Source organism: Nocardia cyriacigeorgica GUH-2, assembly GCF_000284035.1.
Lineage (GTDB): Bacteria > Actinomycetota > Actinomycetes > Mycobacteriales > Mycobacteriaceae > Nocardia > Nocardia cyriacigeorgica_B.
The window spans coordinates 1,813,953-1,836,780 of record NC_016887.1; the positions used below are offsets into that span (position 1 = coordinate 1,813,953).

Consider the following 22,828-nt stretch of genomic DNA (forward strand, 5'->3'; position numbering starts at 1 on the left):
CATCCTGGTCTGGGCGATCGGGAAAGTGCGATTGGGCCGCACGCCCACGTCCCGGTCCACGCGGCGGTCGCAGCGACGTCGTGCCGGTGGCGCGGCCGGCGCGGCCGGCGGCGCGGGATGGTGGGGATTCGGAGGCGGCGGCGACGGGGGCCACGGCAGCGGATGCGGCGGTGGCGGTGGCTGCGGCGGGGGAGGAGGCGGCGGTGGCGGCTGCGGTGGCGGTGGCGGCTGAGCCGTATTCGTGAGCGTGCGCACCCAGCGCTTGACCTGAACCTTACTTCAGGGTCGAGGCTTGTCGTGTCCGAGTAACCGGAAACGATGGAGGTTGGTCATGCGAGCGGTGTACGCCACGACATTCGGCGGTCCCGAGGTCCTCGAGGTGCGGGAGGTGCCCGACCCCGTCCCGGGCGCCGGAGAGGTCCTGGTCGACGTGGCCGCGGCCGACGTCATGTTCCTCGATACCAAGCTGCGCTCCGGGTGGGGGACCGATTACTTCCCCGTCGAGCCGCCCTACGTGCCGGGCGGGGCCGTCGCCGGTGTGGTCGCCGCTGTCGGCCCCGAAGTCGACCCCTCCTGGATCGGCCGTCGGGTCGCCACCCAGACCGTGCGCAGCGGGATCGGCGGCGGGCTGCCGATCGGCGGATATGCGGAGAAGTCGCTGGCCAGGGCCGACACCCTGACCCCGGTGCCCGACGACGTCACGCTGGAGCAGTCGGTCGCCCTCACCCACGACGGCAAGACCGCACTGGCGGTGTTCGACCGGGCCGCGATCGAATCCGGAGAATGGGTGCTGATCACCGCCGCGTCGGGCGGGCTCGGCACCTTGCTGACCCAACTCGCCCGCAACGCCGGCGCGAAGGTCATCGCGGCGGCCCGCGGGCAGGCCAAGCTGGAACTGGCCGAACGCCTCGGTGCGGCGGTGCTGATCAACTACTCCGAACCCGGCTGGGTCGACCAGGTCCGGGCGGCGACCGGTGGCTCGGGTGTGCACGTCGTTCTGGACGGCGCGGGCGGGGAACCGGGCGGTGCGGCGGCCGAAGCGCTCGCCGATGGCGGCCGGTTCCTCGGGTACGGCTCGGCGGCGGGAGATTTCGCGGGTGTCGACACCGAATCCGCGCGCCGCCGGTCGATCACGGTGCTCGGCCTGTTCGACATCACTTCCGAAGCAACCGATTGGTCCGCGCTCGCCGAGCGTTCGCTGCGCGAGGTCGCGGCCGGGCGGCTGGAAGTGGTGATCGGACAGACTTTTCCACTGGAAGCGGCGAATTCGGCGCATGCGGCCATCGGTTCGCGCAGTGCCATCGGACGCACACTGTTGAGTAACACAAACCGACCGAATTGAATACCTGCGGGTAGCGGAATCTGGGGCTATGGTGCCTGCGTGCTTACCGCAGCCATAGTTGTCATGATCCTGATTCTCGTTGCGTCCGTAGTGCATATCGCCAGCCGTCCGCCACGCGGCGCGGCGGTGTCGAATCGCGGGCGAAGTGCCGGTTCTGGTGCGGAACGAGAAAGGGAACGCCAGTATTGACCGTCCACCTCCGCCGAGCCGGTGGTGCTCACCTGACCGGGGTGAGCACCACCACCGCGATCGGACGCCGCGTGCGCGCCTGATACTCGCTGTAGCGGCCCTGATTCACCCGATCCACCAGCTCCCAGCGCCGCGCGTACTCCGGATCGTCCGGTAGCGTGGGCCGGGCCGACACCCGCATCGTGCGGCGCCCGATCTGGATCTCGCATTCCGGGCGCGCCTTCAGGTTCGCCAGCCACCCCGGCGGCCGCGGCGAACCGCCATTCGACGCCGTCACCAGAAAATCGCGCCCATCCTTCGCGTAAGTGAGCGCCGAAACCCGCGGTTTCCCGGATTTGCGTCCCACCGTCCGCAACAACAATGTCGGATTTCCGAACAACAGCCGATGCCCCACCCATCCACCGCTGTGCTCATAGATCCACTGGTGTGCCTGCAACACTTTCGTGAACACCCCGGCCATACCAACCCCTCAGCAGTAGCGCCAACGGCCCCACCCTAACCACGCCCCATCCCGATTGGCCCACGCCGCGCCCGACCCGGTAGCATTCCCAGCACCTGCGGACCCACCGCATCCGGGGGCGGTAGCTCAGTCGGTTAGAGCCGTGGACTCATAATCCATTGGTCGCGGGTTCGAGCCCCGCCCGCCCCACAAAATCTCTCTACCAGGGTAAACGTGCTGATCGGCGGTCCGGGGGCCTGGGCCGGGCCGGGCCAGAGCAATGTATTCCTCCGTTTTCCGGCAATGGCCGTGGCGTCAGCGGCCTTGTACGCACGAACGATGTACGCAATGTCGATGTTCGCGGCGCAATGGCCCACGGTGCGTTCAACTCCGGCGCCGCATGCTTCCATGGCGGCGCGCGAATCGAGGAGATAGACGATCAATACACCCGTCCAGCCGCGGGCGCTGACCGACCTGGAGGTCGGCGCCGTCAGAAAGTTGCTGTCATCCGGCGCACCGGGCGCGAGGGAATACCTGGCGCAACTGCCCTATGCGCGGGTTGTCGCCACCTGGGGCGTGGGATCGCCCAGCGTCGACCTGGCGGTGGAGCCCGGTGCGGCCCCGGCGGCATCGATGGATGGGATCTTCGCCAGTGGTGCGGTGAGCGACCGAGACGGTACTCCCGTCGGGGAGGTCCTGCTGTGGGTCGAGGGCGGATGGCTGAGCGGGATCGAGTACGCCTGGTACACCGATGAGCGACCTCGCTCGCTGCCCGATCCGAGCCGGATACATCTCCCTTAGCGCGCGAGCTCGATGCGCCGCGACCCGCACCTCGATATAAGTGTGCCCCGCGCACCAGGCAGTGTCGCGGGGCACCGGATTGGGTTGAGGCTAGGGGCGGTTGAACTCACCGGCGCGGGCGCCGGACAGGAACGCATCCCATTCGGACGGGGAGAAGACCAGGGCCGCTGCGGCCGGATTCTTCGAGTCCCGGACACCCACTGCGCCGCCATCGAGGTGCGCTACCTCGACACAGTTGTCCTTGCTGGCGCTGAAGGTGCTCTTGAACCACTGCGCTCCGGCCAGGTCGACGCTCACCGCTTGTACTCCTTCGCTACCTCAACGAGCCGGTCACGACTCTTGTGCTGGTCCAACGCTACATGCGTCAGCCGCTCCAACACGCGCTGGTACCGGCGGATCTCTGGCTCGTCCTCCACATACAGGTCGCCGGAGAACCCTTCGACGTACACCACCGGAGGTTCTGGTTGCTTGCCTTCGGGCAGGGGCGGGAACTCGAGCAGCGTGAACCCTCCTATCAACGCGCCGGAATGGCTCGGAGCGTCGAACGGCACGATTCGGACCGTCACGTTGGGCCGGTCGGACATGGCGGCCAGATGCTCGAGCTGGCCGGCCATCACGGCGGGACCTCCGATCTGCTCGTGCAGCGCAGCCTCGGACAACAGCAGCACGACACTGAACGACTCGTCATCCCGAATGCGGGATTGGCGCCGGGTGGCGACATCCACTTGCCGTTCGATCGTGTCGGTGTCGGCCTCCGGGGTTTCCGCCCAGGCGATAGCGCGCCGATACTCCGGTGTCTGGAGCAGGCCTGGGACGATCATGGTTCGCCACAGGGTCGCCTTCGACGCAGCGTCCTCGAGGCTCAGGTAGTGATCGAACCCGGCCGATAGCTGGTCGGCGTATCCACGCCACCAGGCGCCACCCGTCTTCTGGGCAGATCGGAACTCCGACAGCAGTTCTAGCAGGGTGCGCCGCTCGTCATCGTTGGCGTTGTACTGGTCGCACAGCGCGTTGATCTGTAAGGCCAAGATCCGGGTGCCTTGTCCGCCCTCTATCCGGCCGATGCTTTGCGGCGACACTTCGATCACGCGAGCGGCGGCCGCTCGCGACACGTTCGCCCGCTCTCGGAGCCTGCGCAATTCCCTACCGAGTGCCCTCCTGGGCAGTGTTGACCCCACCTGATCCCCTTCCAGTTTGGACGTGCCCGAACTGGAACCGTCCTACTGGACAGCATCCGTAGACGCAGTGTGGCAGTAAACGTCTGGAAGATCCAATGTGAGCGTGTCTGTCTGGGCGCTAACCCTGTCTACTGGCTTCAGCAGTCGATAGCCGGAAGCCCCACCAGCGGACCCGAAATCGCCGCCCCCGCTCGGTGGGACTCCCACAGGATCGCCGGAGCCGTCCCCTGTGGGAGGCAGGAAGCCCCTCCATCGCCCGGCTGTCGACTGCCCTCATCAACCCCGAGCGGAGCGCGCGCCATGAAAGCCGTTGTGTATCTCCAGGAGTCGTTCTGCGACCGACACCTGTCCGGGATCGAGATGGAGGCGCGAGCCTTGGCGGCCAGGTATGGCTACTCGGTGGCGCGAACAGTTGTCGAATGCGAAACCGACACGCTGAGTTGGCTACTGGTGAAAGCAAAGGCGTTGAACGTCGACGTCATCGTCACGCCGACGATGCAGCACATTCAACACCGGGCCAACGATGTGCTCACCCGGTGCGACTTGCTGATTGTGTATCCGAAACGGTTTGTCCCGAGGGGAACGCGCCTCGCACTCAGCGAGTACCGGTAGTGCCCGCCCGCGGCGGATCGACTGGTCGCGAGAAACGAAGAGGCGCCGGCCGCTGCACTGTGCTCTAATCACCCCGTGATGTTGTTCGCGCAGCCTTGGTGGCCGCTGCTCCAGCGGCCGTGAACTGTGCGTTTCGGCCGTCTGTCCCGGCGGTCGAAAGCGCTTGCGCGGTCGAGCATCATCGGTGGCGGGCGGCCCGAAAGTGAGGACCCCATGACCACCAATCATTCCGCGGGATTCGGCGCTATTCTGCTCAGCTCGCGGTCGGCGGCGGAGTATCGGGCGATGTTCGATCTCACCGAGGCCGATCTCGCTCGCCGCATCCTCGACTGCCCGGGTGGGGCGGCGTCATTCACGGCCGAGGTTTGTGACGAGGGCGGTGACGTAACCGCTTGCGATATCGCCTATTTCGATCGGACTCCGAACGAGCTCGGTGCGTTGGCGGTGGCCGAGGCCGAGCGCGGAAGTGACTTCGTTCGCGCGCATCCCGAGCAGTATCGGTGGACGTTCTTCGCCGATCCCGACGATCATCGCCGCAGCAGGTCCGCGTCGGCCGAGCGATTCGCTGCCGATATCCGGCAGCACCCGCACCGCTACGTCGCGGGCGCTCTCCCGAAGCTTCCGTTCGACAACGGTTCTTTCGATCTGACGCTCAGCTCGCATCTATTGTTCAGCTACGCAGAGGATCTCGACTACGCCTTCCATGTAGCGGCAATCCGCGAACTGTTGCGGGTCACCCGCGACGAGGTACGAATCTTCCCGCTGGTGGCGGTGGGGTCGTCGCAGCCCTACGCGCGGCTGAACGAGTTGATCGGCGAGTTAGGAACCCACGGGATTGCGGGCAGCGTCGTCGAGAGTTCGTATGAGTTCCAGGCCGGCGGGAATCAGATGCTCGTGTGCAGGAAATCCCAGCAATGACGGAGAAGCCCGCCCGCTGCCCGCAGCGGGCGCCCTTCACAGAGTGAAGTAGCCAGTCCGGCAGCTCACTTCCCCGGCCACGTCCCCGTGACCCGCTGATATCCGGTCGCACCGGCACGATCGACCGCGGCCTTCACCACGCCGAAGATCGCGCCGTGCAGGGCGGCGGCCAGCAGGACTTCGCGCCAGCCGTAGTCGCGGGAGGTGGCGTTGGGAGCTTCGTCCTCACCGCTCAAACGGCGCCAGACCTGGGCGAAGACGGCGCTGGCGGCCAGCCCGCCGAGCACGCCGACGAGGGCGCCGAGCGGCTTGTAGAGCACTGTCATGCCCGCCTCCAGCGCACGATCAGCCAGATCACCGCCACCGCGCCTATCGCGCCGGCCGCTAGGTAGGCGGGCCGGCGGCGCACGCCCTCGACGACGCGCTCGGTGCGGTCGACGACCGGTTCGGGCGCGAGGTGTTTGGCCTTGCTGCGGGCGTGATCGGTCGTTTCGAGCACGGCGTGCTTCGCCTCGCTCACCCGGTGTCGCCCGGCCTCGGCCACATCGTGCATCTTGTCCTCGGCGCGGGCGCGGACATCGAACTTCCCGCTCAGCTCGGCGACGGTTTCCCCGAGTTCGCGCCGGGTCAGGTCGCGGTCGACGCGTAGCAGTTCGGCTTCGTCGGGTTCGCGGTCGCTCATTCTCGCCTCCATTCCTTGACGACGTCGAGGTCCTCGCGCACGCCCTCGACCGCTTCGCGCGGGATGGGCGGGGTGGCCTCGGAAACGTTCTTCTTGCCGAGTAGCCCCAGCACCGCCGCGACGACGAGCAGCGCGCCGCCCACGATCAGGGCTGCCGCCCACCCGGGCAGCACCAGCGCCAACGCCAGCACGGCCGCCGCGATCAAGGCGCCGCCACCGTAGAAGGCGAGCACCCCGGCGGCGCCGGCCAAGCCGACTCCGGTGGCGATTCCCTTGGTGCGGTCCTGCATTTCGATGCGGGCCAGCCGGATCTCATCACGGACCAGCCGGGACAGCTGGGTGGTGGCGTCGTCGACGAGTTCACTGATCGAGCGCGTCTGCGACGACGGCGCGTGATAGGTCTCGGCCATGGTGTATCCCTCCTCGCCTTTCGTCTGCCGCGCTACTCGATGATTCCCGGTTGCCGCCCCGACAGGTGCTGGCCGGTGCTGGTCTTGCGCGGCAGGATCACACCCAGCGCGATCATGGCCAGGCCGAGCCCGAAGTGCAGCCAGTTGTCGGCGGTGTCGAGGGGAACGAAATTCGCGTCGCTGTTCTGGTCGATGACGAGGCCGTAGATCCACAGCACGAGATAGATCACGCCGCCGCCGATGAGGAAGCTGCGGGCAGCGGGCGGATTCGCGCCTGCGATCAAGCCGACGACGCCGAAGGCCAGATGCACGAGGTTATGCAGAATCGACACGTTGAACAGTCCGAGTAGCTGAGCTTCGGAATGATGGCCTGCCCATTCGAGTGTGTCGTAGTTCGTGGTGATGCCCGGGATGAATCCGAGGACCCCCACCAGGAGAAATGCCGCGCCCACGACCATGGCCGCGAGCTGGACCGGCGTGCGCGCTGTGACTGTGGAGCTGCTGTTCGGCACGGGTCTCGTCCTTTCGTCGCACCGGCCGCGCACGCGTTGCTTGCCGCGCGGCCCCGACATCGGCCGAATGCCCGGCTACGGTCGCGGCAAACACCCCGCGCTATCTCGGGGGCAGGTGCTGGGCCAGCAGGATGGTGAGCTGATTGCGCGCGTCGTCGAACGGATGCGCGGATTTCAAGGCCCGGCTCTGCACGATGGCGCCTTCGATCACCGACAGCAGCAGCCCGGCCAGCGCACAGGCCGTGGCGCGTTCGATGCCCGCGGCAACGAGACCGTCGGCCAGGCGGGCGGTCCACTCCGCGAAGGCCTGGCCGGCCGCGGACTGGACCGGGGGGTTCAGTTCGTCCAGCGCGGCCGCCATCATGAACGAGCCGGCCCGGTAATCGCTGGTTTCGAGGGCTTCGCGCCAGAACCCGAAGAGTTCGTCGAGCCAGCCTTCCACCGTCGGCGCCTTCACCAGCGCGTCGGCCATGGCGCTGACGTGCGAATACACCAGACGCGAGACGATCCGGGCGGCCGTCTCCACCAGCTCGGTCTTACCGGCCGGGAAATGCTGGTACAGCGAGTTGCGCGAGGCATTGCCGCGCTTGAGCAGTTCACTCAGCCCGGCGGCATGCACGCCGTGCTCCTGCACGGTGCCGATGGTCGCGGCGATCAGTCGGGCGCGGGGTCCGGCCGTCACTGAATTCCTCCAAGCCTTGATTGAACCGATCGGTCCATGTTAGAACTTCGTCGGACGTGAACCGATCGGTTCACACGAGAGGAACCCCGTGCCCGCGCATATCGCCACCGCGACCCCGGTCGCCCACGCCGCCCTCCTCGGCCTCGGGATCTACCGGCCCCGCCGCGTCGTCCCCAATGCCGAGATCGTCGACCGCATCGATTCCTCGGACGAGTGGATTCGCACCCGCTCCGGCATTGCCGCCCGGCATTGGGCCGAGGCCGACGAAACCATCGTCGGCATGAGCACGGCCGCCGCCCGCGACGCGCTGAAGGCCGCGGACCTGGCTGCCGAGGAGATCGACACCGTCATCCTGGCGACGTCCTCACAGATGGTGCTCGGCCCCTCGGCCGGTGCGGTGGTGGCCACCGAACTCGGCATGCACGACACCGCCGCGTTCGACGTGTCGGCCGGATGCGCCGGCTTCTGCTACGCGCTGGCCAATGCCGCGAACCTGGTGCGCGCGGGCCAGGCCCGGCACGTGCTGGTGATCGGTGTCGAGCGGCTGTCCGACCTGCTCGACCCCACGGATCGCAGCTGCGCGTTCATCTTCGCCGACGGTGCAGGCGCTGTGGTGGTGGGTCCGTCGGACGCGGAAGGCATCGGTCCCGTTGCGTGGGGTTCGGACGGCAGCCAGACCGCGGCGATCAAGCAGGACAAGGATTTCCAGCAGTACTTCGCCGAGGTCGCGGCAGCGGAAGCGAGCGGCGGGACCACCGAGCGCCCCTATATCCGGATGAACGGCCAGGCGGTCTTCCGCTGGGCCGTGACCTTTCTGGAGAAGGCGTGCCGCGATGCGCTCGAACGGGCCGGGGTCACCGTCGACGACCTCGACGCCTTCGTGCCGCATCAGGCCAATATGCGCATCACCGACGCGCTCACCCGCGCGCTGCACATGCCCGAGTCGGTCGCCATCGCGCGCGACATCGTCGACACCGGGAACACCAGCGCCGCATCGATTCCCATGGCCATGCACCAGTTGCTGCGGTCCGGAGCGTCCAAGCCGGGCGATACGGCTTTGCTGGTCGGGTTCGGTGCGGGCCTGGCGTACGCGGGCCAGGTCGTGCAGTTGCCCGCCTTCGCCTGAGTTCCTTCAACCATGACGATCGGCCCGGCGCCGCCTCCGGGCCGATCGCTACGGCACCGTCAGTCCTGGTCGACGGTGCCGAGCACCTTGCCGGTGTTGGCGTCGATGGTCACGTCGTACTCGACGCCCGCAGGCGTGCGGACGTCGACCTCCCACACCGGCGTGCCGTGTTCGGTATCGAATTCGGCAGAGGTCGCCACACCCTCGGGGACCTGCGCCGCAGCCGTGTCCATGGCCTCCTGCCGCTCGATGCTGGGATTCGCCATCAGCGACCACTCGGTGATCGGGCGGTCCAAGGAGATGGTGTTGTGCGAACCGTTGCCGAAGGTCAACGCGGCGAGGCCGATACCGGCGGCCGCGAGGACCACGGCGCCGACGAAGACCCAGCGAAGTCCGGCGGTGGCCCGGCGCAGGATGCTGACCATGGTGAAACCTCCTGTGGGAGTGTGCTGTGCGAATGTGGTGACCACTGTGGCAGGACGAAGCTGAAGCCGAGCTGAACCAACCTGAAGGACGTTTCAGCCGGAATCTGACACTCTTGGCGCATGCGTCTGCTGATCGTGGAGGACGAGAAACGTCTCGCCCTCGCACTGGCAAAGGGCTTGTCCGCCGAGGGGTTCGCCGTCGACGTGGTGCACGACGGTGCCGAAGGGCTGCACCGGGCCACCACCGCCGACTACGACCTGATCATCCTCGATATCATGCTGCCCGGGATGAACGGTTACCAGGTGTGCGCCGCGCTGCGGGCCGCCGGTCACGAGACACCGGTGCTGATGCTCACCGCCAAAGACGGCGAGTACGACGAGGCCGAGGGCCTGGACACCGGCGCCGACGACTATCTCAGCAAGCCGTTTTCCTATGTGGTGCTGGTCGCGCGGATCCGGGCGCTGCTGCGCAGACGGACCCGCGCCGGCGCCCAGCTGCTGCGCGTCGGCGAGCTCGTCCTGGACCCCGCCACCCGGCTGTGCCGCCGTGGTGACCAGGAAGTCTCGCTCACCGCCAAAGAGTTCGCGGTGCTGGAACACCTGGCCGTGCGCGCCGGTGAGGTGGTGTCGAAAGCCGATATCCTCGAACATGTCTGGGACTTCGCCTACGACGGCGACCCCAACATTGTCGAGGTGTACATCAGCGCCCTGCGCCGCAAGATCGACACCCCGTTCGCCTGCCGCACCATCCTCACCGTCCGCGGCGCCGGCTACCGATTGACGGCCGAACGTGGGTGAACCGGTGCGTCGCTTCAGCTCGCCGTGGAGTTCGGTGCGAGCACGCACCACCACCGCCGCGACCGTCGTGGTGGCCCTGGCGCTGACGGCCACCGGGATGGCGGTGCTCGAGACGCTGCACCACAACCTCGTCGAAAGTGCCGGCGTGCAGGCCGAAGGAAACGCTCGCGATCTCCTCGCCCAGCTCGAGACGGGCACCGAATTCGCGCGACTACGGTTTCCCGATCCCGATGACGAACCGGCCCAGGTTGTTTCACCCGACGGCATAGTGCTCGCCGCCGACGAGGAGCTGGCGATCAGCGGGCCCATCGCGGATTTCACACCGCAGTCCGGTGGTGGTGGCGACCAGGGCGGTTCTGGCGGCGAGGGTGACGACGAGGAGAGCGACGAAGAAGAAGACGACGACGAGGAAGAAGAGGCCGACGACGGCGAGGAGGATTCGGGGAGCACAGGGCCCGCCGGTGCGCGCGAGGAAATCGGCGGCGCGGGCGGAGTGAGCCAGCAGAGCGTGGGGAGTTCCGCTCGCACCACTGACCAGGGCGCGGCCGACGCAGGAACCACCGCGACCGAGGGGGCCACCTTCAGCGAAGTCTCGCTCACCATGGCCGACTCCGAGGCCCCGGAGAACTTCCGCGTCGCCGCGCTACCAGCCGCCACCACAACCGGGCAACCGGTCATCATTTATGCCGCCGCGTCCCTGGATACCGCTGAAAGCGCCGTCGCCGACGCACGCCGCGCCATGCTGATCGGACTGCCACTGCTGCTGGCTGTGGTCGCAGCCGTGACGTGGCTGGTCACCCGCCGCGCTTTGCGGCCGGTCGAAGCGATCCGCAGCGAACTCGCCGAGATCATGCACGGCGACCTCTCCCGCCGGGTCCCGGAACCGCGCTCGCGCGACGAGATCGGCAGGCTGGCCGTCACGACCAACGAGACCCTGGCCGCGCTGGAGAAATCCTCGGAACGCCAGCGCCGTTTCATCGCCGACGCCGCCCATGAACTGCGCAGCCCGATCGCCAGCCTGCGCACCCAACTCGAAGTGGCGCAAGCGCATCCGGATCTGCTCGAAATGGACGGGGTGCTCGGCGACACCGTCCGGATCCAGCAGCTCGCCACCGACCTGTTGCTGCTGGCCAGGCTCGACGCCGGGGAACAGCCGCGCGCCGACCGGGTGGATCTCACGGCATTGATCGAGGAGGAACTCGCCCATCGGATCGGTGACCGTATCCCGGTCGAGTCCGCGCTGCCGGAGGCGGCGGTCGAGGTGACCGGGAGCCGCACGCAGCTCGCGCGCGTGCTGGGCAACCTGGTCGACAATGCCCAGCGGCATGCGGCCTCGACGGTGCGTGTTGGGCTCGGGTGCCGCGCGGGCACCGCGATCATGGAGGTCGTGGACGACGGTTCAGGTGTGCCGGAGGCCGATCGGGAACGGATCTTCCAGCGTTTCGTCCGCCTCGACGAGGCCCGCAGCCGCGACGATGGCGGCGCCGGTCTCGGCCTCGCCATCGTCCGCGATGTCGTGCAACGCCACGGCGGCGTCATCCGGGTCGAAGGGGCGCCGCAGGGTGGCGCCCGCTTCATCGTCGAACTTCCGATTCGGTGATGTCCGGCTAGCCCACGCGTGCCGCTTCGCGTGCGGCCTCGCGGGCGAGGATGCGTTCGCGCTGCTCCTCGAACTTGATCACGTCGCGGGTCAGCTTCTCCATGTACTCGCCCAGTTCTTCCCGGCTGCGTTCGCCGCGCGCGGTGAAATCGTTGCGCTTGAATACATTCCAGATCCGCAGCACGGGCAGCACCACCTCGTCGAGATGCTGGCGCAGATCGTAGATCCCATGCTTGACCATCAGCACGCCGTTGCGCCGCCAGTTCGGCATACCGGTGCCCGGCATGGAGAACGTCTTCACGATGTGGGTCACCGATTCCATCGTCTGATCCGGGGCGATGTCGAAGGCCGCCGCAGTGACGTTGCGGTAGAACATCATGTGCAGGTTCTCATCGGCGGCGATGCGTTGCAGCATCCGATCCGCGATCGGATCCTCGCAGACCCGTCCGGTGCTGCGGTGGCTGATCCGGGTGGCCAGCTCCTGAATGGTCACGTACGCGACCTGGTCGAGCACGCCGCCGAAACCTTCCGGTGCGTGCACACCACGGGTCATGTGCACCATCCGGTCGTTTTCCAGCGCGACGGGATCGACCGCGCGGGTGCAGATCAGGTAGTCGCGCATGGCGATCGCGTGCCGGTTCTCCTCGGCCGTCCACCGGCCGACCCAGGTGCCCCAGGCGCCGTCCTGGGAGAAGTTCTCCGAGATCACCCGGTGGTAGGAGGGGAGATTGTCCTCGGTGAGCAGGTTGGTCACCATCGCGACCTTGGCGACTTCGGACAGCCGCGACTGCTCCGGATGCCAGTCCTCACCACCCATGGCCGCGAAGTTGCGGCCCTCATCCCACGGCACGTAATCGTGCGGATTCCAGTCCTTGGCCGTGGCCAGGTGCCGGTCGATATTGGTCGCTACCACCGGTTCCAGCTCGGTCAGCAGCTCGAGTTGCGTCAAGTCCCTTGCCATGCAGCGCCTTTCAATTCGATGGAACACACCACGAACATCCCGCTGGTCACGCATCACTGACTGTGCGGCCTCGCCGCACCCACACCCTAGACGAGCTCGATCGGCGTGGTGCTCGATTCACCGAGCGGCCGGCATCTGCTCACCGCACCCCATCGGTCCCGGCCAGAACAGGCCGTATCGAGCTGGTAAGGAGTGTAGCGAGCCGAGTCAGGCCACGATAGCGGCGCAGAACGCCTGGCGCCGCGCTACCGTCGGTGCCGAGCGATCCACTGCGGTGTGCAGCACGATTCGCACGGTTGCAGCTCGCCCGGGTCGACCGCGTGCCAGGAAACCGCGACGATGTCGTGGGTGTTCTTGCCTTGGCGCGCGGATTGCCGCTGCCCTTCGAGGAGCCACGTGCATCGAGCGTCGTTGTGATACGCGCGCCCGCCCCGGGTCCGGTAGCCGCGAGCGAGCACATCCACCACATATCGGCTGTCCGATGACACCCGGACCACGGACGGTCGCCTCAAGGCTTCCAACCCTCGGATCGCGGCGGTCAGCTCCATGCGATTGTTGGTCGTGGACGGTTCGGACCCGTAGATCTCCCGCTCGTGTTTCCCGTACCGCAGCACCACACCCCATCCGCCCGGGCCGGGATTGCCCGAACATGCACCGTCAGTGAACATCTCGACGATCGGCTCCCCATCCTCCATGGGGTCACGGTATCCCGTCCTGCCCGAAGGCGACCGGATTCTGAGGAAGGGCGGCGACCGGAATCGGGCCGGTCGGCTCTGCCCTCGAGTGCAGCCGGTGAGGTCGGTATCGCTGAGACCCGCATCGATTTTCCACCGCCTGTCGGATTCCGGGCCCTCCCGATCGTCTAATGGATGAAGGAGGTGAACCGGCATGAAATACGTGCTGATGTTCTGCGAGACCGAGCAGTGGGAGAAAACCTGGGAGGCGATGGATCAAGAGGAACGGGATCGGGGGTTCGGGCAGGTGCAGGAGTGGTTGGCGCGGTATTCGGACAAGATTCTGCATAACCGGAAGCTGGCCGAGGCCGATACGGCTACCACTGTGCGGCTCGACGTCGAGGGGGAGCCGTTGATCACCGACGGGCCGTTTGTGGAGGGCAAGGAGGTGGTGAGCGGGTATGTCGAGGTCGACGTGGCCGACCTGGACGAGGCGCTGGCGATGGCGCGGACCTGGCCCGGGTGCCCGCTGGTCGAGATCCGGCCGGTCTTGATGTGACCGAGCCGGCGGCGGCTGACGTGCTCGCGGCGGTGGTTCGCGAGCACGGCAGCAGGCTGGCGTCGGCGCTGGTGTCGCTGCTCGGTGATTTCTCCGCCGCCGAGGATCTGGTGTCGGATGCGGTGGAGAAGGCGTTGCGCACCTGGCCGGTCGATGGGGTGCCGGAGCAACCGCAGGCGTGGCTGTTCACGGTGGCCCGGCGGCGCGGGCTCGATGTGCTGCGGCGCGAGGCGAACTATCGCGACAAGCTGCGGCAATTGCAGTGGCCGGTGTACGACGAACCCGACGACCGGCTGCGGCTGATGTTCACCTGCTGCCATCCGGCCCTTTCCCGCGAAGCCCAAGTGGCGTTGACGTTGCGCATGGTGTGCGGGCTGAGTACCGCGCAGTTGGCGAAGGCGTTCCTGGTCTCGGAATCGACGGTGTCCCAGCGCATCACCCGCGCCAAACGCAAGATCAGCCAGGCCGGCATTCCCTACCGCATCCCGGCCGACGAGGAGCTGGGCGAGCGATTGAGCGAGGTGCTGGCAGTCATCTATCTGCTGTTCAACGAGGGCTATCTGGCCACCGACCACACCGGCGGACGGGATCTGGCCGCCGACGCCGAATGGCTGGCCACCCTCACCGACCGGCTGCTGCCGGGCGAACCGGAGGTCATGGGGCTGCTCGCGCTGATCCGGCTGCACCGCGCCCGGGCCGCCGCCCGTTTCGATGACGACGGGCGGATCGTGCTGCTGCGCGATCAGGATCGCACGGCGTGGGATCACGCGACCATCGATCGTGCGATCCGGCTGCTCACCGAGGCCGGCCGGCTGAAACGCCCGGGCCCGTACCAGCTGCAGGCGGCGATCGTCGCCTGCCATGCGGAGGCTCCGAGCTGGGACGACACCGATTGGCCGCAGATCGTCGTGCTCTACGACATGCTGCTGCGGCTCACGCCGTCACCAGTGATCCGGCTGCACCGCGCGATCGCCCTCGCCCGCGTCGCGGGCCCGCAGGCAGCGTTGGCAGAACTGGACGAACTGGCCGACCCGCTGGCCAAATACCACCTGCTGCACGCCACCCGCGCCGAACTCCTGCGCGAACTCGGCCGCACCGACGACGCCGTCGCCGCCGACCAGCGCGCCCTCACACTCACCCGCAACCCGGCCGAACAGGCCGTGCTCGAGGAACGACTCGGCCGGTCGCACCACCTACGAGGACAACCATGACGTCGTGACCGCGCACCGCCCGGCGCGGGATCGTCGATGAACCGGCCGCCGGGCGTTGCTGACAGGCACGGATGGGTAGTCGAACCATGGAGGACGACACGCGTCGCGATCGGCCGGGTTGGGCGATCGGGGCCGCCTACCGTGGACGAAAACCCGAAGGAGCCACCGTGAAACCTCGTCATCTCGTGGCCGGTGCCGCGCTCGCCGCGGCGGCCGTCGGCCTCGCGCCCGCCGTCGCGTCCGCCGACGATCCGGAATTCCCGCGCAACGGAGTCATCCCGCCGGGGACCTACCACATCATCCGGCACCCCTCCAACGTCGTCGGATCTCCGCTGGAGAACTGCGACCTCCGGGTATTCGTGGACGGTGCGAATGTCGAACTGGCGTGCCCGACGTTCAGCCGGGCCGGGCATCAGCGGCCGGTCGGGACCGACGAAACGTATGTGACCTTCGATTTCGTGCCGATCGGACTGGATCTGCGCGATATCGACCCGCGTCAGGGGCATTGGATCGGGACCATCAATATCGCCGGCACACCGCTCGCCGCGCCGTACCCGCTGGCCGGGGTGACGCTACAACGGCGCTGATCGACAACACTTCGGTGGGCGATCACCGGTGCAGCTCGTGCTGGTGATCGCCCATCGGCATGCTCACCTCACGGGCGTGGGCGGCGACATCACAGTGCGCCGACGGTTCGTTCAAGCCGGGAACTCACAGGTGTCGAACCGTCGGCGTGAGGCCGCAACGGCGCGCCGAGGACGGTCGGCGTGCCCGCTCATTCGCGGTCGCTGGGCCGGCCCGTCGGCGCGGATTCGCGGCGGGCGGTGTTACCGGCGTCGACGGCCGCCTCGACCTCGGCGAGCGCCGTGCGGATGATGGCGCCGTATTCGTCGTCGCGCAGGGCGTCGAGGTGCCTGCGGGCGGCCTCGATCTGAGAGCGGGCGGCGTCGAAGGAGGCGAGGCGGCGGAAGTTGTCGGCGAGGTTGAGGTGCAGCGACGGGAAGAAGCCGCGGACCTCGAGAGTGGCGTCGTATTCCTGGGCCCGCGCGTCGGTGAGTGCTTCGGCGGCGTCGAGGGCGCGGATATCCCAGGTGAGCGCCTGTGCGGGATCGTCGTGCAGGTCGGCGAGGTAGTGGGCGAGGGTGCAGCGGTGGAATGGATCGCCGTGCGGTCCGAGGTCGGCCCACATGTCGGTGAGCGTCGTGCGGGCACCGTCGCCGTCGCCGGCCCGGCCGCGCGTAACGGCTTCGGTGATGGCGGCCATGGTCGGGTCGGTGTGGGTCATGCGGGATTCTCCTCGGAGGTGGTGGGCAGCCGGGTCGGCATGGCGAGGGTCGTGAGATCGCCGTCGGTGGCCGAGCGGATGACGACAGGCAGGTCGGGTGCGGCGATGTCGAGCATCACGTCCGGGCCGACGGCGGTGGTGAGGGCGGGGCGGAGGGTGGAACGGGCGAACGCCAGTGCGATATCGGTGCCGATCACGGTTGCGGGGATGGTCGCAGGGGAGACCGGCTGGGTTCCGCTGTCACTGTTGCCGGTTGCGGTCATGTCGGCGTGCACGGGCGTCATGCCGTCGGCGCGCACGGACGTCATATCGCCGGAATCGGTGCCTGGGCTCGGAGCACTGCTGGTTGTGTCGACCGTTGCCCGGCTCGTCGCGGACGGGTGGTCGGCGGCGCGAATGACGCTGTCGCCGACGGTGACGGCGCCCGCGCGGACCGACAAACACAGCAGATCCGCACCGGCTTCGACGATGTCGACCAGCGCACGGCGCTCGACGACCACCCGAGTCCGCACGGGCGCCAGGTCCGCCAGCATCGCCCGATAATCCGGGAACTGCGCGTCGATCGTCGCGTACCGGCGTTGGATCCCACCGTCGCTCACCTGCACGGCATCGGCCAGTGGACTCAACGTGATGTCGTCGTGCGCGGTCAGCCACGGCACGGCGCGCTCGAGCTCGGCGCCGTCCACGACCCGCGACCAGGGCTCGCCGGTCCAGGAACGCGGTACCAGCGTGCGGGTGGTCAGCCGATATCGGTCGGTCGCGGTGAGGACGACGGCCTCCCGCGCGGCCTCCACGAAAATCCCGGTGAGCACCGGGAACTCGGCGTCGCGGGCGAGCGCCGAGCCGACCTGCCGGATCGCCTCGGCCAGCAACGCACCAGGCAGGGACACCCGCGACGCGGCCGCGAGTTCGGATTTGATCGACGCCGCTGTCGCCGCCGCGTCCTCGGCGCGGCGCGCCATCGCGTCCACGTGCTCGTCGAGCAGCCGCGCCGCCTCGTCCGGTTCGGCGGACAGGATCGCGGCGACGGTGTCGAGTCCGATGCCGATATCGCGGAGCCGGCGAATGAGTACGGCGCGTGTGCGCTGGTCGTCGGTGTAGTACCGGTAGCCGGTGGCGGCGTCGACTTCGGCGGGCACCAGGAGTCCGCAGTCGTCGTAGAACCGCAACGCGCTCGGCGTCAACCCGCATGCGCGTGCCAGCACCCCGATGGTGATCAGTTGTCTGTCGGCAGTCACCCGGCCATCATCGGCCTTCAACAAACTCGAAGGTCAAGCTCACCGGGGACGAGGGCCCGCCGGGTGCGGGCGGCTCAGCCGATGACGGCGTTCATGATGGTGCCCGCGCTGGTGGCGACCACACCACCGATCATCGCGCCGGCGACCATTTTCGGCGATTCCAGGCCGCCGCCGGTCCACTTCTCCCAGGCGAACTTGCCGCCCGCGTAGATGATGCCGCAGACCCCGGACAGCAGCACGAACCAGGTCAGGTAGCGGACGAGTTGGAGAATCTTGTCTGACATCGGCGGCGCTTCGGGGGTGGGGTTGCCGATTTGCGCAACGGTGTCGTAAACGGCGGCCAGGATCATCTCGCTGCTCACTCTGGTTCGGGGTGGGCGGGAACTCTTCGACCAAATCGTATCCGGTGATCGGGCCGATCGCAGTCACGTGGCCCCGACGTGGCGTTTCCGCACCGGCACGGCGGTCAAAAGCGCTGTGTGACAACACTTGCGGTATCGGACCGGGGTCCGGGATGATGGAGGCGCGGGGGACACCACCGGACGCGTCGATTCGCTTGGTGCGGAACGTTTTACGCCCCTGCGCTGGTAAGACATCGGTTCGGTTGCACGGGAGAGGGTAGGCACGTGAGTTTCTCGACGTCGCTGGTGGACACGGTCACGACGCTCGCGCAGATGGGTAACCCCACTCCCGAGCCGCCGCCGCTGGCCGACAAGGCCCAGCAATTCGTCCGGTACGCCACCTGGCTGGCCATGCTCTCCGGCATCATCAGCATCGTCTACGCGGGCGGCCGTTTCGCCTGGGAGAAGTGGAGCGGCGGCGCGCTGCAATCGCCGAAGATGGTCGCCGGCGCGATGATCGGCGGCACCGTCGCCACCAGCGCGGGCACGATCATGAACGCTGTGCTCGGCGCCTGAGTCCGGCCGTTCGCGATGCCGGCCTGGTCCGGCAAACCGATGGCTATACTTCCTCGCGTATCTCTCCACCTCCGGCGATAGCGGAAAGCAGGGAGTTCGGCGATGAGTCGCACCGCACCGAAGCACGCCGGACCGGCGGCACCGGATACGGCATCCGATGAGCGACCGGCGATTTCCCGTCGCGTCGTGCTCGGCGCGGTGGTCGCCGCCGCCGGGCTGGCGGCCTGCGGTGAATCCGCCGAGGACGGTTCGGCCACGCCCTCCGGCACCGCCGCCGACCGCACGGAAGTGGCCACCGACGCCTATGTCTTCGGCTACCCGCTCGTGCTCATGGATGCCAACCGCGAAGCCATGACCGCCGATATCGGCAACAACCGGTTCCTGCACGGCACCGCGCTGCCGGTGCCGAGCAGTCGCGGGGCGCGGCGCGTGGGCCTGGATTCGCTGTATTCGGCGGCGTGGCTGGATCTGCGCGAGGAGCCGATGGTGTTGCAGGTGCCCGCGATCGATCCGCTCCGCTACTGGATCATGCCGCTGCTGGATGCCTGGACCAATACCGTGCACAACCCGAGCAGCGTCCGCCCGCAGGCCGAGACCACCGCCGCGCCCTACACCTACCTGATCACCGGTCCGGGCTGGTCCGGCGAGGTGCCGGACGGGATGCGGCAACTGCCCATGCCGACCCGGATGGTGTGGCTGCTGGGCCGCATCCAGGTCAACGGCCCCGACGATGTGCCCGCCGTCCGAGAGATCCAAGCGCAGCTGCGGCTGCTGCCGTTGAGTTCCTGGCCGCCCGACGGCGAACCGGCGCCCGCCCCCGACGGCCCGGTCGAACTGCCGGAACCGCCCGTCGACACGGTGGCGAAGATGCCGGCCCGCGAGTTCTTCCAGCGGATGTGCGATTTGATGGAAGACAACCCACCCGCGCCCGAGGACGCGCCCGCGCTGGACCGATTCGCGACCATCGGCATCACCCCGGGCGGCAGCCCCCGCGGCATCAGTGCCGAGGAACTGACTGCCGGTGCCGAGACCGCCCGGCGCCAGATCGCGGTGTATCTGGGTCCCGAGACCAGGGCCGTCAACGGCTGGGTAATCAGTACCGATATCGGCCGCTACGGCACCAACTACCTACTGCGGGCTTCCACCGCCGACCGCGGTCTCGGCGCGAACCTCGCCGAGGACGTCATGTACCCGACACTGTTCGGCGACGCCGGCGATCAAGGCCTGCCGGTCCCGTTCCGGCTGCGCTTCGCGCCCGGGCAGACGCCGCCGGTGGACGCCTTCTGGTCGCTGACCGCCTACGGTCCCGAGGGGCATCTGGTCGCCAACCCGGCCGGCATCTACTCCATCGGCCACCAGGTTCCGGTGGTGTTCCAGCCCGATGGATCGCTCGAGCTGGCGGTCCAGTACGCCGACCCCGGCGGCCGGGTGCCGGCCGGTAACTGGCTGCCGATCCCGCCCGCCGGGCAGTTCTCGCTGGTACTGCGGATGTATGCGCCGCGCGAGGCCGCCCGGACCGGCGCCTGGGTGCCGCCACCGCTCGAACCGGTCACCTGACCAGGTCGGAAGCGGTCGGGCGGCAGCGTGGTCCGTGGGTTAACGCACGTTACTAAACAGCGTTCACTCGTCGGTGGGATGTGGTTACATCTCCTACTGGACCCACGTATTCGAGGGCGCACGCCCGGGACCCGCAGGAGACAGCCGTGACCCCACCGACCGCCGACGGCATGCGCCGGGAAGTGAGTCCGGCTTGAACCTGCGCATCAGCCACCCCCCGGCGCGTGGACGCGCGCCGGTGATCACCGACGCCGACATCCGGCACGCGGCCCGGACGCTGCTGGTCGAGCACGGCGCGGACGCGGTCACCCTGCGCGCCATCGCCCGCTCGCTCGGGGTCACCGCACCGGCGCTGTACCGGTACTACAAGTCGCTCGACGACCTGATGGAGAGCCTGCGCCTGGAGATCTGCGCCGACCTGGCCGCGGAACTGTCGGACCGGATCGCCGAACTCCCCGACGACGGCGCGGTCCAGTTCTTCGCCATCTGCCAGGGCTTCCGGCACTGGGCGCTGGCCCACACCAGGGAATTCACCCTGGTCTTCGCCTCGCCCGGAGCCGGCCGCGGGGTGCGCGGCTTCGACGAACCGTTCGGCCGGATCTTCCTGGCCGCCGCGGGCCGGCTGCTGGCCACCTACGACGTCATCACCCCGCCGGCCGACGACATTCCCGACGAACTGCGCGCCGACCTGCAACGCTTCCAGACCGAACTGCTGGCCGCGCTCGACGAGGCCGGCCAGCCCGCCGCCGCCGACCGCATCGACCTCGGCGTCACCTATCTGATGATCCAGATCTGGGCGCGCCTGTACGGGCACGTCACCCTGGAGGTGTTCGGCAACTACCCGGTGCCGCTGTCGAATCCGGAGATCCTGTTCGACACCATGCTGGCCGACCTCGGCCGCTCCGCCGGCCTGATCCCGGGCTGAACGCGTCAGATCCGAGCGCCCTTGGCGCGGTTGCAGGCCCGGCACAGGATCTGCAAGTTGGTGGCGCTGGTGGCGCCGCCGCGGCTGAGCGGAATGATGTGGTCGAACTCGAGGTAGTGGCCGTCGCCGCATTCGACGCAGCGGCCGCCGTCGCGTTGCCACACCTCGGCCTTCACCTCCTGCGGGATGCTGCGGGTATCGCGCTGCCCGGGCGTGAGGGCCAGGCGTTTGGCGACCCGCAGCGCGCCCTCCACGGTCGCGGCGAGGTAGTGCGGATCGTCGACGGCGAAGCGGGCGCCACCGCGCGCGGAGGTCGCGGCGATCACGACGGTATCGGCGCCGGTGGTGTCCTCGGGTTCGATGGCGACCGAGACGATCCGGGACCACGGCATCTCGATCCCGGAGTCGGAGCCGACGAACCGCAGCTTCTTGTTGCTGACGATCAGCCGCCCCTCGGTGTACTTGGGTCCCTTCGCCAGGATCCGGATCTGGGTGGCGCCGGCATCGAAATGCACCCGCTCCTCGGGATCCAGATGCAGGCCCGGGGTGCGCACCGTCGGCAGATCACCGGAGCGCAATCGGGTGATGGTGCGGCCGCGATGCATCCGGCGATACAGGTCATCGATCTTCGGCCCGCTCAGCCCGAGTTCGGCGACGGTCTCTTTGAAGCGCTCGAACTCCGGGCCCTCGATCTGGCCGTCGGCCATCGCGAAGGCCACCATCCGTTCCAGGTAGTCGAGTGCGAGTGGATGCAGCGAGGCGCGCCCGGCGCTTTCGTCGATGCGCTGATACCGCAGCGACGCCCACAACTGATTCCACTCCGGGCCCTGTGGCCCGGGACCGGACAGCACCCGCCAGACCTGGGTGTGCCAGTGGGTCAGGTACTCCTCGATCTCCTCGGCGCAGCCGCGGCACGGGTGATGGCCGCCGAAGATCTTGCGGCGCCTGCGGTTACCGCATCGGTCGCAGCTGTGCGGGTGCGCGGGCAGGCGGGGGCGGGTGTCGGCGGTCCAGTGCGAGCCGTCCCACCAGCGCAGTCGGGTGCCGTCGTGCGGGTCGGGATGCCAGTCGGCGCGTTCGGGGTGCGGTGGGGGTGCGGGTTCGGCGGGCAGTTCCGCGACGACCTCGCGACGCAACGTCAGCGTGGGCGCGGTACGGGTGGGTTCCTGGGTCAGGACGTTGCCGGACGCACGCCGGGCGCGGTCGTCCTCGCGTGCTGCCGGCGGCCCGCCCGGTTCGTCGACGACGACGCCGAACTCGGTGACCAGCCCGGCCATCCCGGACTCCCAGCCCTGCGCCACCGCGCGGAACCGCCACTGGCCCTCGCGCCGGTAGAACTCGCCGAACATCATCGCCGTCACCGGCTCACAGCCCTCGATCTCGAACACCGCGACCGCGCCGTCGGCGGCGTGCACCGTCACGGTGAGGCCCGCGACGTCGGCGAAACTGCCGTCGTCGACCGATCCGGAGACGATGATGCGCGCGACCTCGGCCTCGGTGCGTGGCAGCGACACACTCAGCCTGGCCGTGCCCGCCGCGGGCGCCTGATCGAGCGTGACGGCCTGCGAGACGTGCCGGGGCGCGTTGTAGAAGACCAGATCACGATCGTTGCGCACGGTGCCCGAATCGGTGAGCAGCAACGCGTGCGCGTCCACCGCATGCTCCGAACGCCATGAAACAACCACGGCTAGAAGCGAAGTCGGTACCGGCGCGTTCGCGCCCTTGCTGAGTTTCATCGTTGTCGAACTATGCCACGGCCCTCCGACAGGCCAGGACGACAGTTCCGG

The 22,828-nt window shown here is 68.3% G+C and carries 28 protein-coding genes and 1 tRNA gene; 14 read left to right on the top strand and 15 right to left on the bottom strand.

Translation table 11 applies throughout. The annotated features are described in order from the left end of the window. Window positions 1-331 precede the first annotated feature (331 nt). Entirely contained in the window at window positions 332-1,342 is a 1,011-nt protein-coding gene (locus NOCYR_RS08135) for a zinc-binding dehydrogenase (RefSeq protein ID WP_014349876.1), read from the top strand. Between the two features lie 217 nt (window positions 1,343-1,559). On the opposite strand, the gene NOCYR_RS08140 is transcribed toward NOCYR_RS08135, so the two are convergent. Beyond that, window positions 1,560-1,991 carry a nitroreductase family deazaflavin-dependent oxidoreductase gene (locus tag NOCYR_RS08140; RefSeq protein ID WP_048833172.1) on the bottom strand — a complete coding sequence of 144 codons (432 nt, stop codon included), beginning with the start codon at window positions 1,989-1,991 and terminating at the stop codon, window positions 1,560-1,562. 115 nt (window positions 1,992-2,106) lie between these two features. Between NOCYR_RS08140 and NOCYR_RS08145 the strand changes: the two genes are divergently transcribed. Then, window positions 2,107-2,180: transfer RNA gene (locus tag NOCYR_RS08145), tRNA-Ile, on the top strand. A 288-nt stretch (window positions 2,181-2,468) separates the two neighbouring features. Beyond that, on the top strand, window positions 2,469-2,771 hold the full coding sequence (locus NOCYR_RS08150) for a hypothetical protein (RefSeq protein WP_014349878.1): 303 nt from the start codon (window positions 2,469-2,471) through the stop codon (window positions 2,769-2,771). 90 nt (window positions 2,772-2,861) lie between these two features. Here the strand turns inward: NOCYR_RS08150 and NOCYR_RS08155 are convergent, their stop codons facing one another. Then, the gene (locus NOCYR_RS08155; RefSeq protein WP_014349879.1) at window positions 2,862-3,068 is read right to left on the bottom strand and encodes a DUF397 domain-containing protein; all 207 of its coding nucleotides are present in this window, start codon (window positions 3,066-3,068) and stop codon (window positions 2,862-2,864) included. Beyond that, complete coding sequence (locus tag NOCYR_RS08160; protein WP_269147616.1) at window positions 3,065-3,949, bottom strand: DUF5753 domain-containing protein; 885 nt, start codon at window positions 3,947-3,949, stop codon at window positions 3,065-3,067. The genes NOCYR_RS08155 and NOCYR_RS08160 overlap by 4 nt, the downstream gene beginning before the upstream one ends. A 300-nt stretch (window positions 3,950-4,249) precedes the next feature. Between NOCYR_RS08160 and NOCYR_RS08165 the strand changes: the two genes are divergently transcribed. Together NOCYR_RS08165 and NOCYR_RS08170 are read left to right on the top strand one after the other, a co-directional pair. Then, window positions 4,250-4,561, top strand: coding sequence for a hypothetical protein (locus NOCYR_RS08165; protein ID WP_048833175.1), 312 nt, complete (start codon window positions 4,250-4,252; stop codon window positions 4,559-4,561). A gap of 213 nt (window positions 4,562-4,774) precedes the next feature. After that, window positions 4,775-5,479, top strand: a complete 705-nt coding sequence (locus NOCYR_RS08170; protein ID WP_014349882.1) for a class I SAM-dependent methyltransferase — start codon at window positions 4,775-4,777, stop codon at window positions 5,477-5,479. A 65-nt stretch (window positions 5,480-5,544) separates the two neighbouring features. Here NOCYR_RS08170 and NOCYR_RS08175 read toward each other — a convergent pair whose 3' ends face one another. The 5 genes from NOCYR_RS08175 to NOCYR_RS08195 all read right to left on the bottom strand — a co-directional run bounded on the left by NOCYR_RS08175 (window position 5,545) and on the right by NOCYR_RS08195 (window position 7,765). Continuing rightward, window positions 5,545-5,805 (bottom strand): DUF4235 domain-containing protein, encoded by a 261-nt coding sequence (locus NOCYR_RS08175; protein WP_014349883.1) that lies wholly within the window; start codon window positions 5,803-5,805, stop codon window positions 5,545-5,547. Further along, on the bottom strand, window positions 5,802-6,161 hold the full coding sequence (locus tag NOCYR_RS30120; RefSeq protein WP_048833176.1) for a DUF3618 domain-containing protein: 360 nt from the start codon (window positions 6,159-6,161) through the stop codon (window positions 5,802-5,804). Before NOCYR_RS30120 ends, NOCYR_RS08175 begins: the two co-directional genes overlap by 4 nt. Further along, window positions 6,158-6,571, bottom strand: coding sequence for a phage holin family protein (locus tag NOCYR_RS08185; RefSeq protein ID WP_014349885.1), 414 nt, complete (start codon window positions 6,569-6,571; stop codon window positions 6,158-6,160). Before NOCYR_RS08185 ends, NOCYR_RS30120 begins: the two co-directional genes overlap by 4 nt. 32 nt (window positions 6,572-6,603) lie before the next feature. Continuing rightward, window positions 6,604-7,029 (bottom strand): DUF4383 domain-containing protein, encoded by a 426-nt coding sequence (locus tag NOCYR_RS08190; protein WP_048834004.1) that lies wholly within the window; start codon window positions 7,027-7,029, stop codon window positions 6,604-6,606. Window positions 7,030-7,183: 154 nt separating this feature from the next. After that, complete coding sequence (locus NOCYR_RS08195) at window positions 7,184-7,765, bottom strand: TetR/AcrR family transcriptional regulator (RefSeq protein ID WP_014349887.1); 582 nt, start codon at window positions 7,763-7,765, stop codon at window positions 7,184-7,186. Between the two features lie 88 nt (window positions 7,766-7,853). Here NOCYR_RS08195 and NOCYR_RS08200 point away from each other — a divergent pair, with 88 nt between their 5' ends. After that, complete coding sequence (locus NOCYR_RS08200; RefSeq protein WP_014349888.1) at window positions 7,854-8,891, top strand: beta-ketoacyl-ACP synthase III; 1,038 nt, start codon at window positions 7,854-7,856, stop codon at window positions 8,889-8,891. 59 nt (window positions 8,892-8,950) lie between these two features. Here the strand turns inward: NOCYR_RS08200 and NOCYR_RS08205 are convergent, their stop codons facing one another. Continuing rightward, complete coding sequence (locus NOCYR_RS08205) at window positions 8,951-9,316, bottom strand: PepSY domain-containing protein (protein WP_014349889.1); 366 nt, start codon at window positions 9,314-9,316, stop codon at window positions 8,951-8,953. A 120-nt stretch (window positions 9,317-9,436) separates the two neighbouring features. Here NOCYR_RS08205 and NOCYR_RS08210 point away from each other — a divergent pair, with 120 nt between their 5' ends. Together NOCYR_RS08210 and NOCYR_RS08215 are read left to right on the top strand one after the other, a co-directional pair. Beyond that, entirely contained in the window at window positions 9,437-10,114 is a 678-nt protein-coding gene (locus NOCYR_RS08210) for a response regulator transcription factor (RefSeq protein WP_014349890.1), read from the top strand. Between the two features lie 34 nt (window positions 10,115-10,148). Beyond that, window positions 10,149-11,714, top strand: coding sequence for a sensor histidine kinase (locus NOCYR_RS08215; protein ID WP_197538409.1), 1,566 nt, complete (start codon window positions 10,149-10,151; stop codon window positions 11,712-11,714). 7 nt (window positions 11,715-11,721) lie between these two features. Here the strand turns inward: NOCYR_RS08215 and NOCYR_RS08220 are convergent, their stop codons facing one another. After that, window positions 11,722-12,675, bottom strand: a complete 954-nt coding sequence (locus NOCYR_RS08220; protein ID WP_048833177.1) for an acyl-ACP desaturase — start codon at window positions 12,673-12,675, stop codon at window positions 11,722-11,724. A 245-nt stretch (window positions 12,676-12,920) separates the two neighbouring features. After that, window positions 12,921-13,292, bottom strand: a complete 372-nt coding sequence (locus NOCYR_RS30730; protein ID WP_370012563.1) for an RNase H family protein — start codon at window positions 13,290-13,292, stop codon at window positions 12,921-12,923. Between the two features lie 271 nt (window positions 13,293-13,563). Between NOCYR_RS30730 and NOCYR_RS08230 the strand changes: the two genes are divergently transcribed. The 3 genes from NOCYR_RS08230 to NOCYR_RS08240 all read left to right on the top strand — a co-directional run bounded on the left by NOCYR_RS08230 (window position 13,564) and on the right by NOCYR_RS08240 (window position 15,706). Beyond that, window positions 13,564-13,908, top strand: coding sequence for a YciI family protein (locus NOCYR_RS08230; protein WP_014349894.1), 345 nt, complete (start codon window positions 13,564-13,566; stop codon window positions 13,906-13,908). Further along, window positions 13,905-15,119: an RNA polymerase sigma factor gene (locus tag NOCYR_RS08235; protein ID WP_014349895.1), complete on the top strand. Its 1,215-nt coding sequence runs from the start codon at window positions 13,905-13,907 to the stop codon at window positions 15,117-15,119. The genes NOCYR_RS08230 and NOCYR_RS08235 overlap by 4 nt, the downstream gene beginning before the upstream one ends. 167 nt (window positions 15,120-15,286) lie before the next feature. Further along, complete coding sequence (locus tag NOCYR_RS08240; protein WP_014349896.1) at window positions 15,287-15,706, top strand: hypothetical protein; 420 nt, start codon at window positions 15,287-15,289, stop codon at window positions 15,704-15,706. A gap of 188 nt (window positions 15,707-15,894) precedes the next feature. Here the strand turns inward: NOCYR_RS08240 and NOCYR_RS08245 are convergent, their stop codons facing one another. The 3 genes from NOCYR_RS08245 to NOCYR_RS08255 all read right to left on the bottom strand — a co-directional run bounded on the left by NOCYR_RS08245 (window position 15,895) and on the right by NOCYR_RS08255 (window position 17,992). Next, a complete protein-coding gene (locus NOCYR_RS08245) occupies window positions 15,895-16,404 on the bottom strand; it encodes a hypothetical protein (protein ID WP_014349897.1) in 510 nt (169 codons plus the stop codon). Next, window positions 16,401-17,642 (bottom strand): MerR family transcriptional regulator, encoded by a 1,242-nt coding sequence (locus NOCYR_RS27900; RefSeq protein ID WP_014349898.1) that lies wholly within the window; start codon window positions 17,640-17,642, stop codon window positions 16,401-16,403. Before NOCYR_RS27900 ends, NOCYR_RS08245 begins: the two co-directional genes overlap by 4 nt. A 74-nt stretch (window positions 17,643-17,716) precedes the next feature. Beyond that, window positions 17,717-17,992, bottom strand: coding sequence for a hypothetical protein (locus NOCYR_RS08255; RefSeq protein WP_014349899.1), 276 nt, complete (start codon window positions 17,990-17,992; stop codon window positions 17,717-17,719). 324 nt (window positions 17,993-18,316) lie between these two features. Between NOCYR_RS08255 and NOCYR_RS08260 the strand changes: the two genes are divergently transcribed. The 3 genes from NOCYR_RS08260 (at window position 18,317) to NOCYR_RS08270 (ending at window position 21,041) form a co-directional block, all read left to right on the top strand. Next, on the top strand, window positions 18,317-18,559 hold the full coding sequence (locus NOCYR_RS08260; RefSeq protein WP_048834007.1) for a hypothetical protein: 243 nt from the start codon (window positions 18,317-18,319) through the stop codon (window positions 18,557-18,559). A gap of 102 nt (window positions 18,560-18,661) precedes the next feature. Beyond that, window positions 18,662-20,116, top strand: coding sequence for a DUF1254 domain-containing protein (locus tag NOCYR_RS08265; RefSeq protein WP_081505346.1), 1,455 nt, complete (start codon window positions 18,662-18,664; stop codon window positions 20,114-20,116). 193 nt (window positions 20,117-20,309) lie between these two features. Further along, a complete protein-coding gene (locus NOCYR_RS08270; protein WP_014349902.1) occupies window positions 20,310-21,041 on the top strand; it encodes a TetR/AcrR family transcriptional regulator in 732 nt (243 codons plus the stop codon). 5 nt (window positions 21,042-21,046) lie between these two features. On the opposite strand, the gene NOCYR_RS08275 is transcribed toward NOCYR_RS08270, so the two are convergent. Further along, window positions 21,047-22,777 carry a TerD family protein gene (locus tag NOCYR_RS08275; RefSeq protein ID WP_081505347.1) on the bottom strand — a complete coding sequence of 577 codons (1,731 nt, stop codon included), beginning with the start codon at window positions 22,775-22,777 and terminating at the stop codon, window positions 21,047-21,049. Between the last annotated feature and the right edge of the window lie 51 nt (window positions 22,778-22,828).

Coding starts and splice junctions, on each gene's coding strand:
- NOCYR_RS08135 (WP_014349876.1), top strand. CDS start 332: ATGCGAGCGGTGTACGCCACGACATTCGGCGGTCCCGAGGTCCTCGAG.
- NOCYR_RS08140 (WP_048833172.1), bottom strand. CDS start 1,991: ATGGCCGGGGTGTTCACGAAAGTGTTGCAGGCACACCAGTGGATCTAT.
- NOCYR_RS08165 (WP_048833175.1), top strand. CDS start 4,250: ATGAAAGCCGTTGTGTATCTCCAGGAGTCGTTCTGCGACCGACACCTG.
- NOCYR_RS08170 (WP_014349882.1), top strand. CDS start 4,775: ATGACCACCAATCATTCCGCGGGATTCGGCGCTATTCTGCTCAGCTCG.
- NOCYR_RS08175 (WP_014349883.1), bottom strand. CDS start 5,805: ATGACAGTGCTCTACAAGCCGCTCGGCGCCCTCGTCGGCGTGCTCGGC.
- NOCYR_RS30120 (WP_048833176.1), bottom strand. CDS start 6,161: ATGAGCGACCGCGAACCCGACGAAGCCGAACTGCTACGCGTCGACCGC.
- NOCYR_RS08185 (WP_014349885.1), bottom strand. CDS start 6,571: ATGGCCGAGACCTATCACGCGCCGTCGTCGCAGACGCGCTCGATCAGT.
- NOCYR_RS08190 (WP_048834004.1), bottom strand. CDS start 7,029: ATGGTCGTGGGCGCGGCATTTCTCCTGGTGGGGGTCCTCGGATTCATC.
- NOCYR_RS08205 (WP_014349889.1), bottom strand. CDS start 9,316: ATGGTCAGCATCCTGCGCCGGGCCACCGCCGGACTTCGCTGGGTCTTC.
- NOCYR_RS08210 (WP_014349890.1), top strand. CDS start 9,437: ATGCGTCTGCTGATCGTGGAGGACGAGAAACGTCTCGCCCTCGCACTG.
- NOCYR_RS08220 (WP_048833177.1), bottom strand. CDS start 12,675: ATGGCAAGGGACTTGACGCAACTCGAGCTGCTGACCGAGCTGGAACCG.
- NOCYR_RS08230 (WP_014349894.1), top strand. CDS start 13,564: ATGAAATACGTGCTGATGTTCTGCGAGACCGAGCAGTGGGAGAAAACC.
- NOCYR_RS08245 (WP_014349897.1), bottom strand. CDS start 16,404: ATGACCCACACCGACCCGACCATGGCCGCCATCACCGAAGCCGTTACG.
- NOCYR_RS08255 (WP_014349899.1), bottom strand. CDS start 17,992: ATGATCCTGGCCGCCGTTTACGACACCGTTGCGCAAATCGGCAACCCC.
- NOCYR_RS08260 (WP_048834007.1), top strand. CDS start 18,317: ATGGGTAACCCCACTCCCGAGCCGCCGCCGCTGGCCGACAAGGCCCAG.
- NOCYR_RS08265 (WP_081505346.1), top strand. CDS start 18,662: ATGAGTCGCACCGCACCGAAGCACGCCGGACCGGCGGCACCGGATACG.
- NOCYR_RS08275 (WP_081505347.1), bottom strand. CDS start 22,777: ATGAAACTCAGCAAGGGCGCGAACGCGCCGGTACCGACTTCGCTTCTA.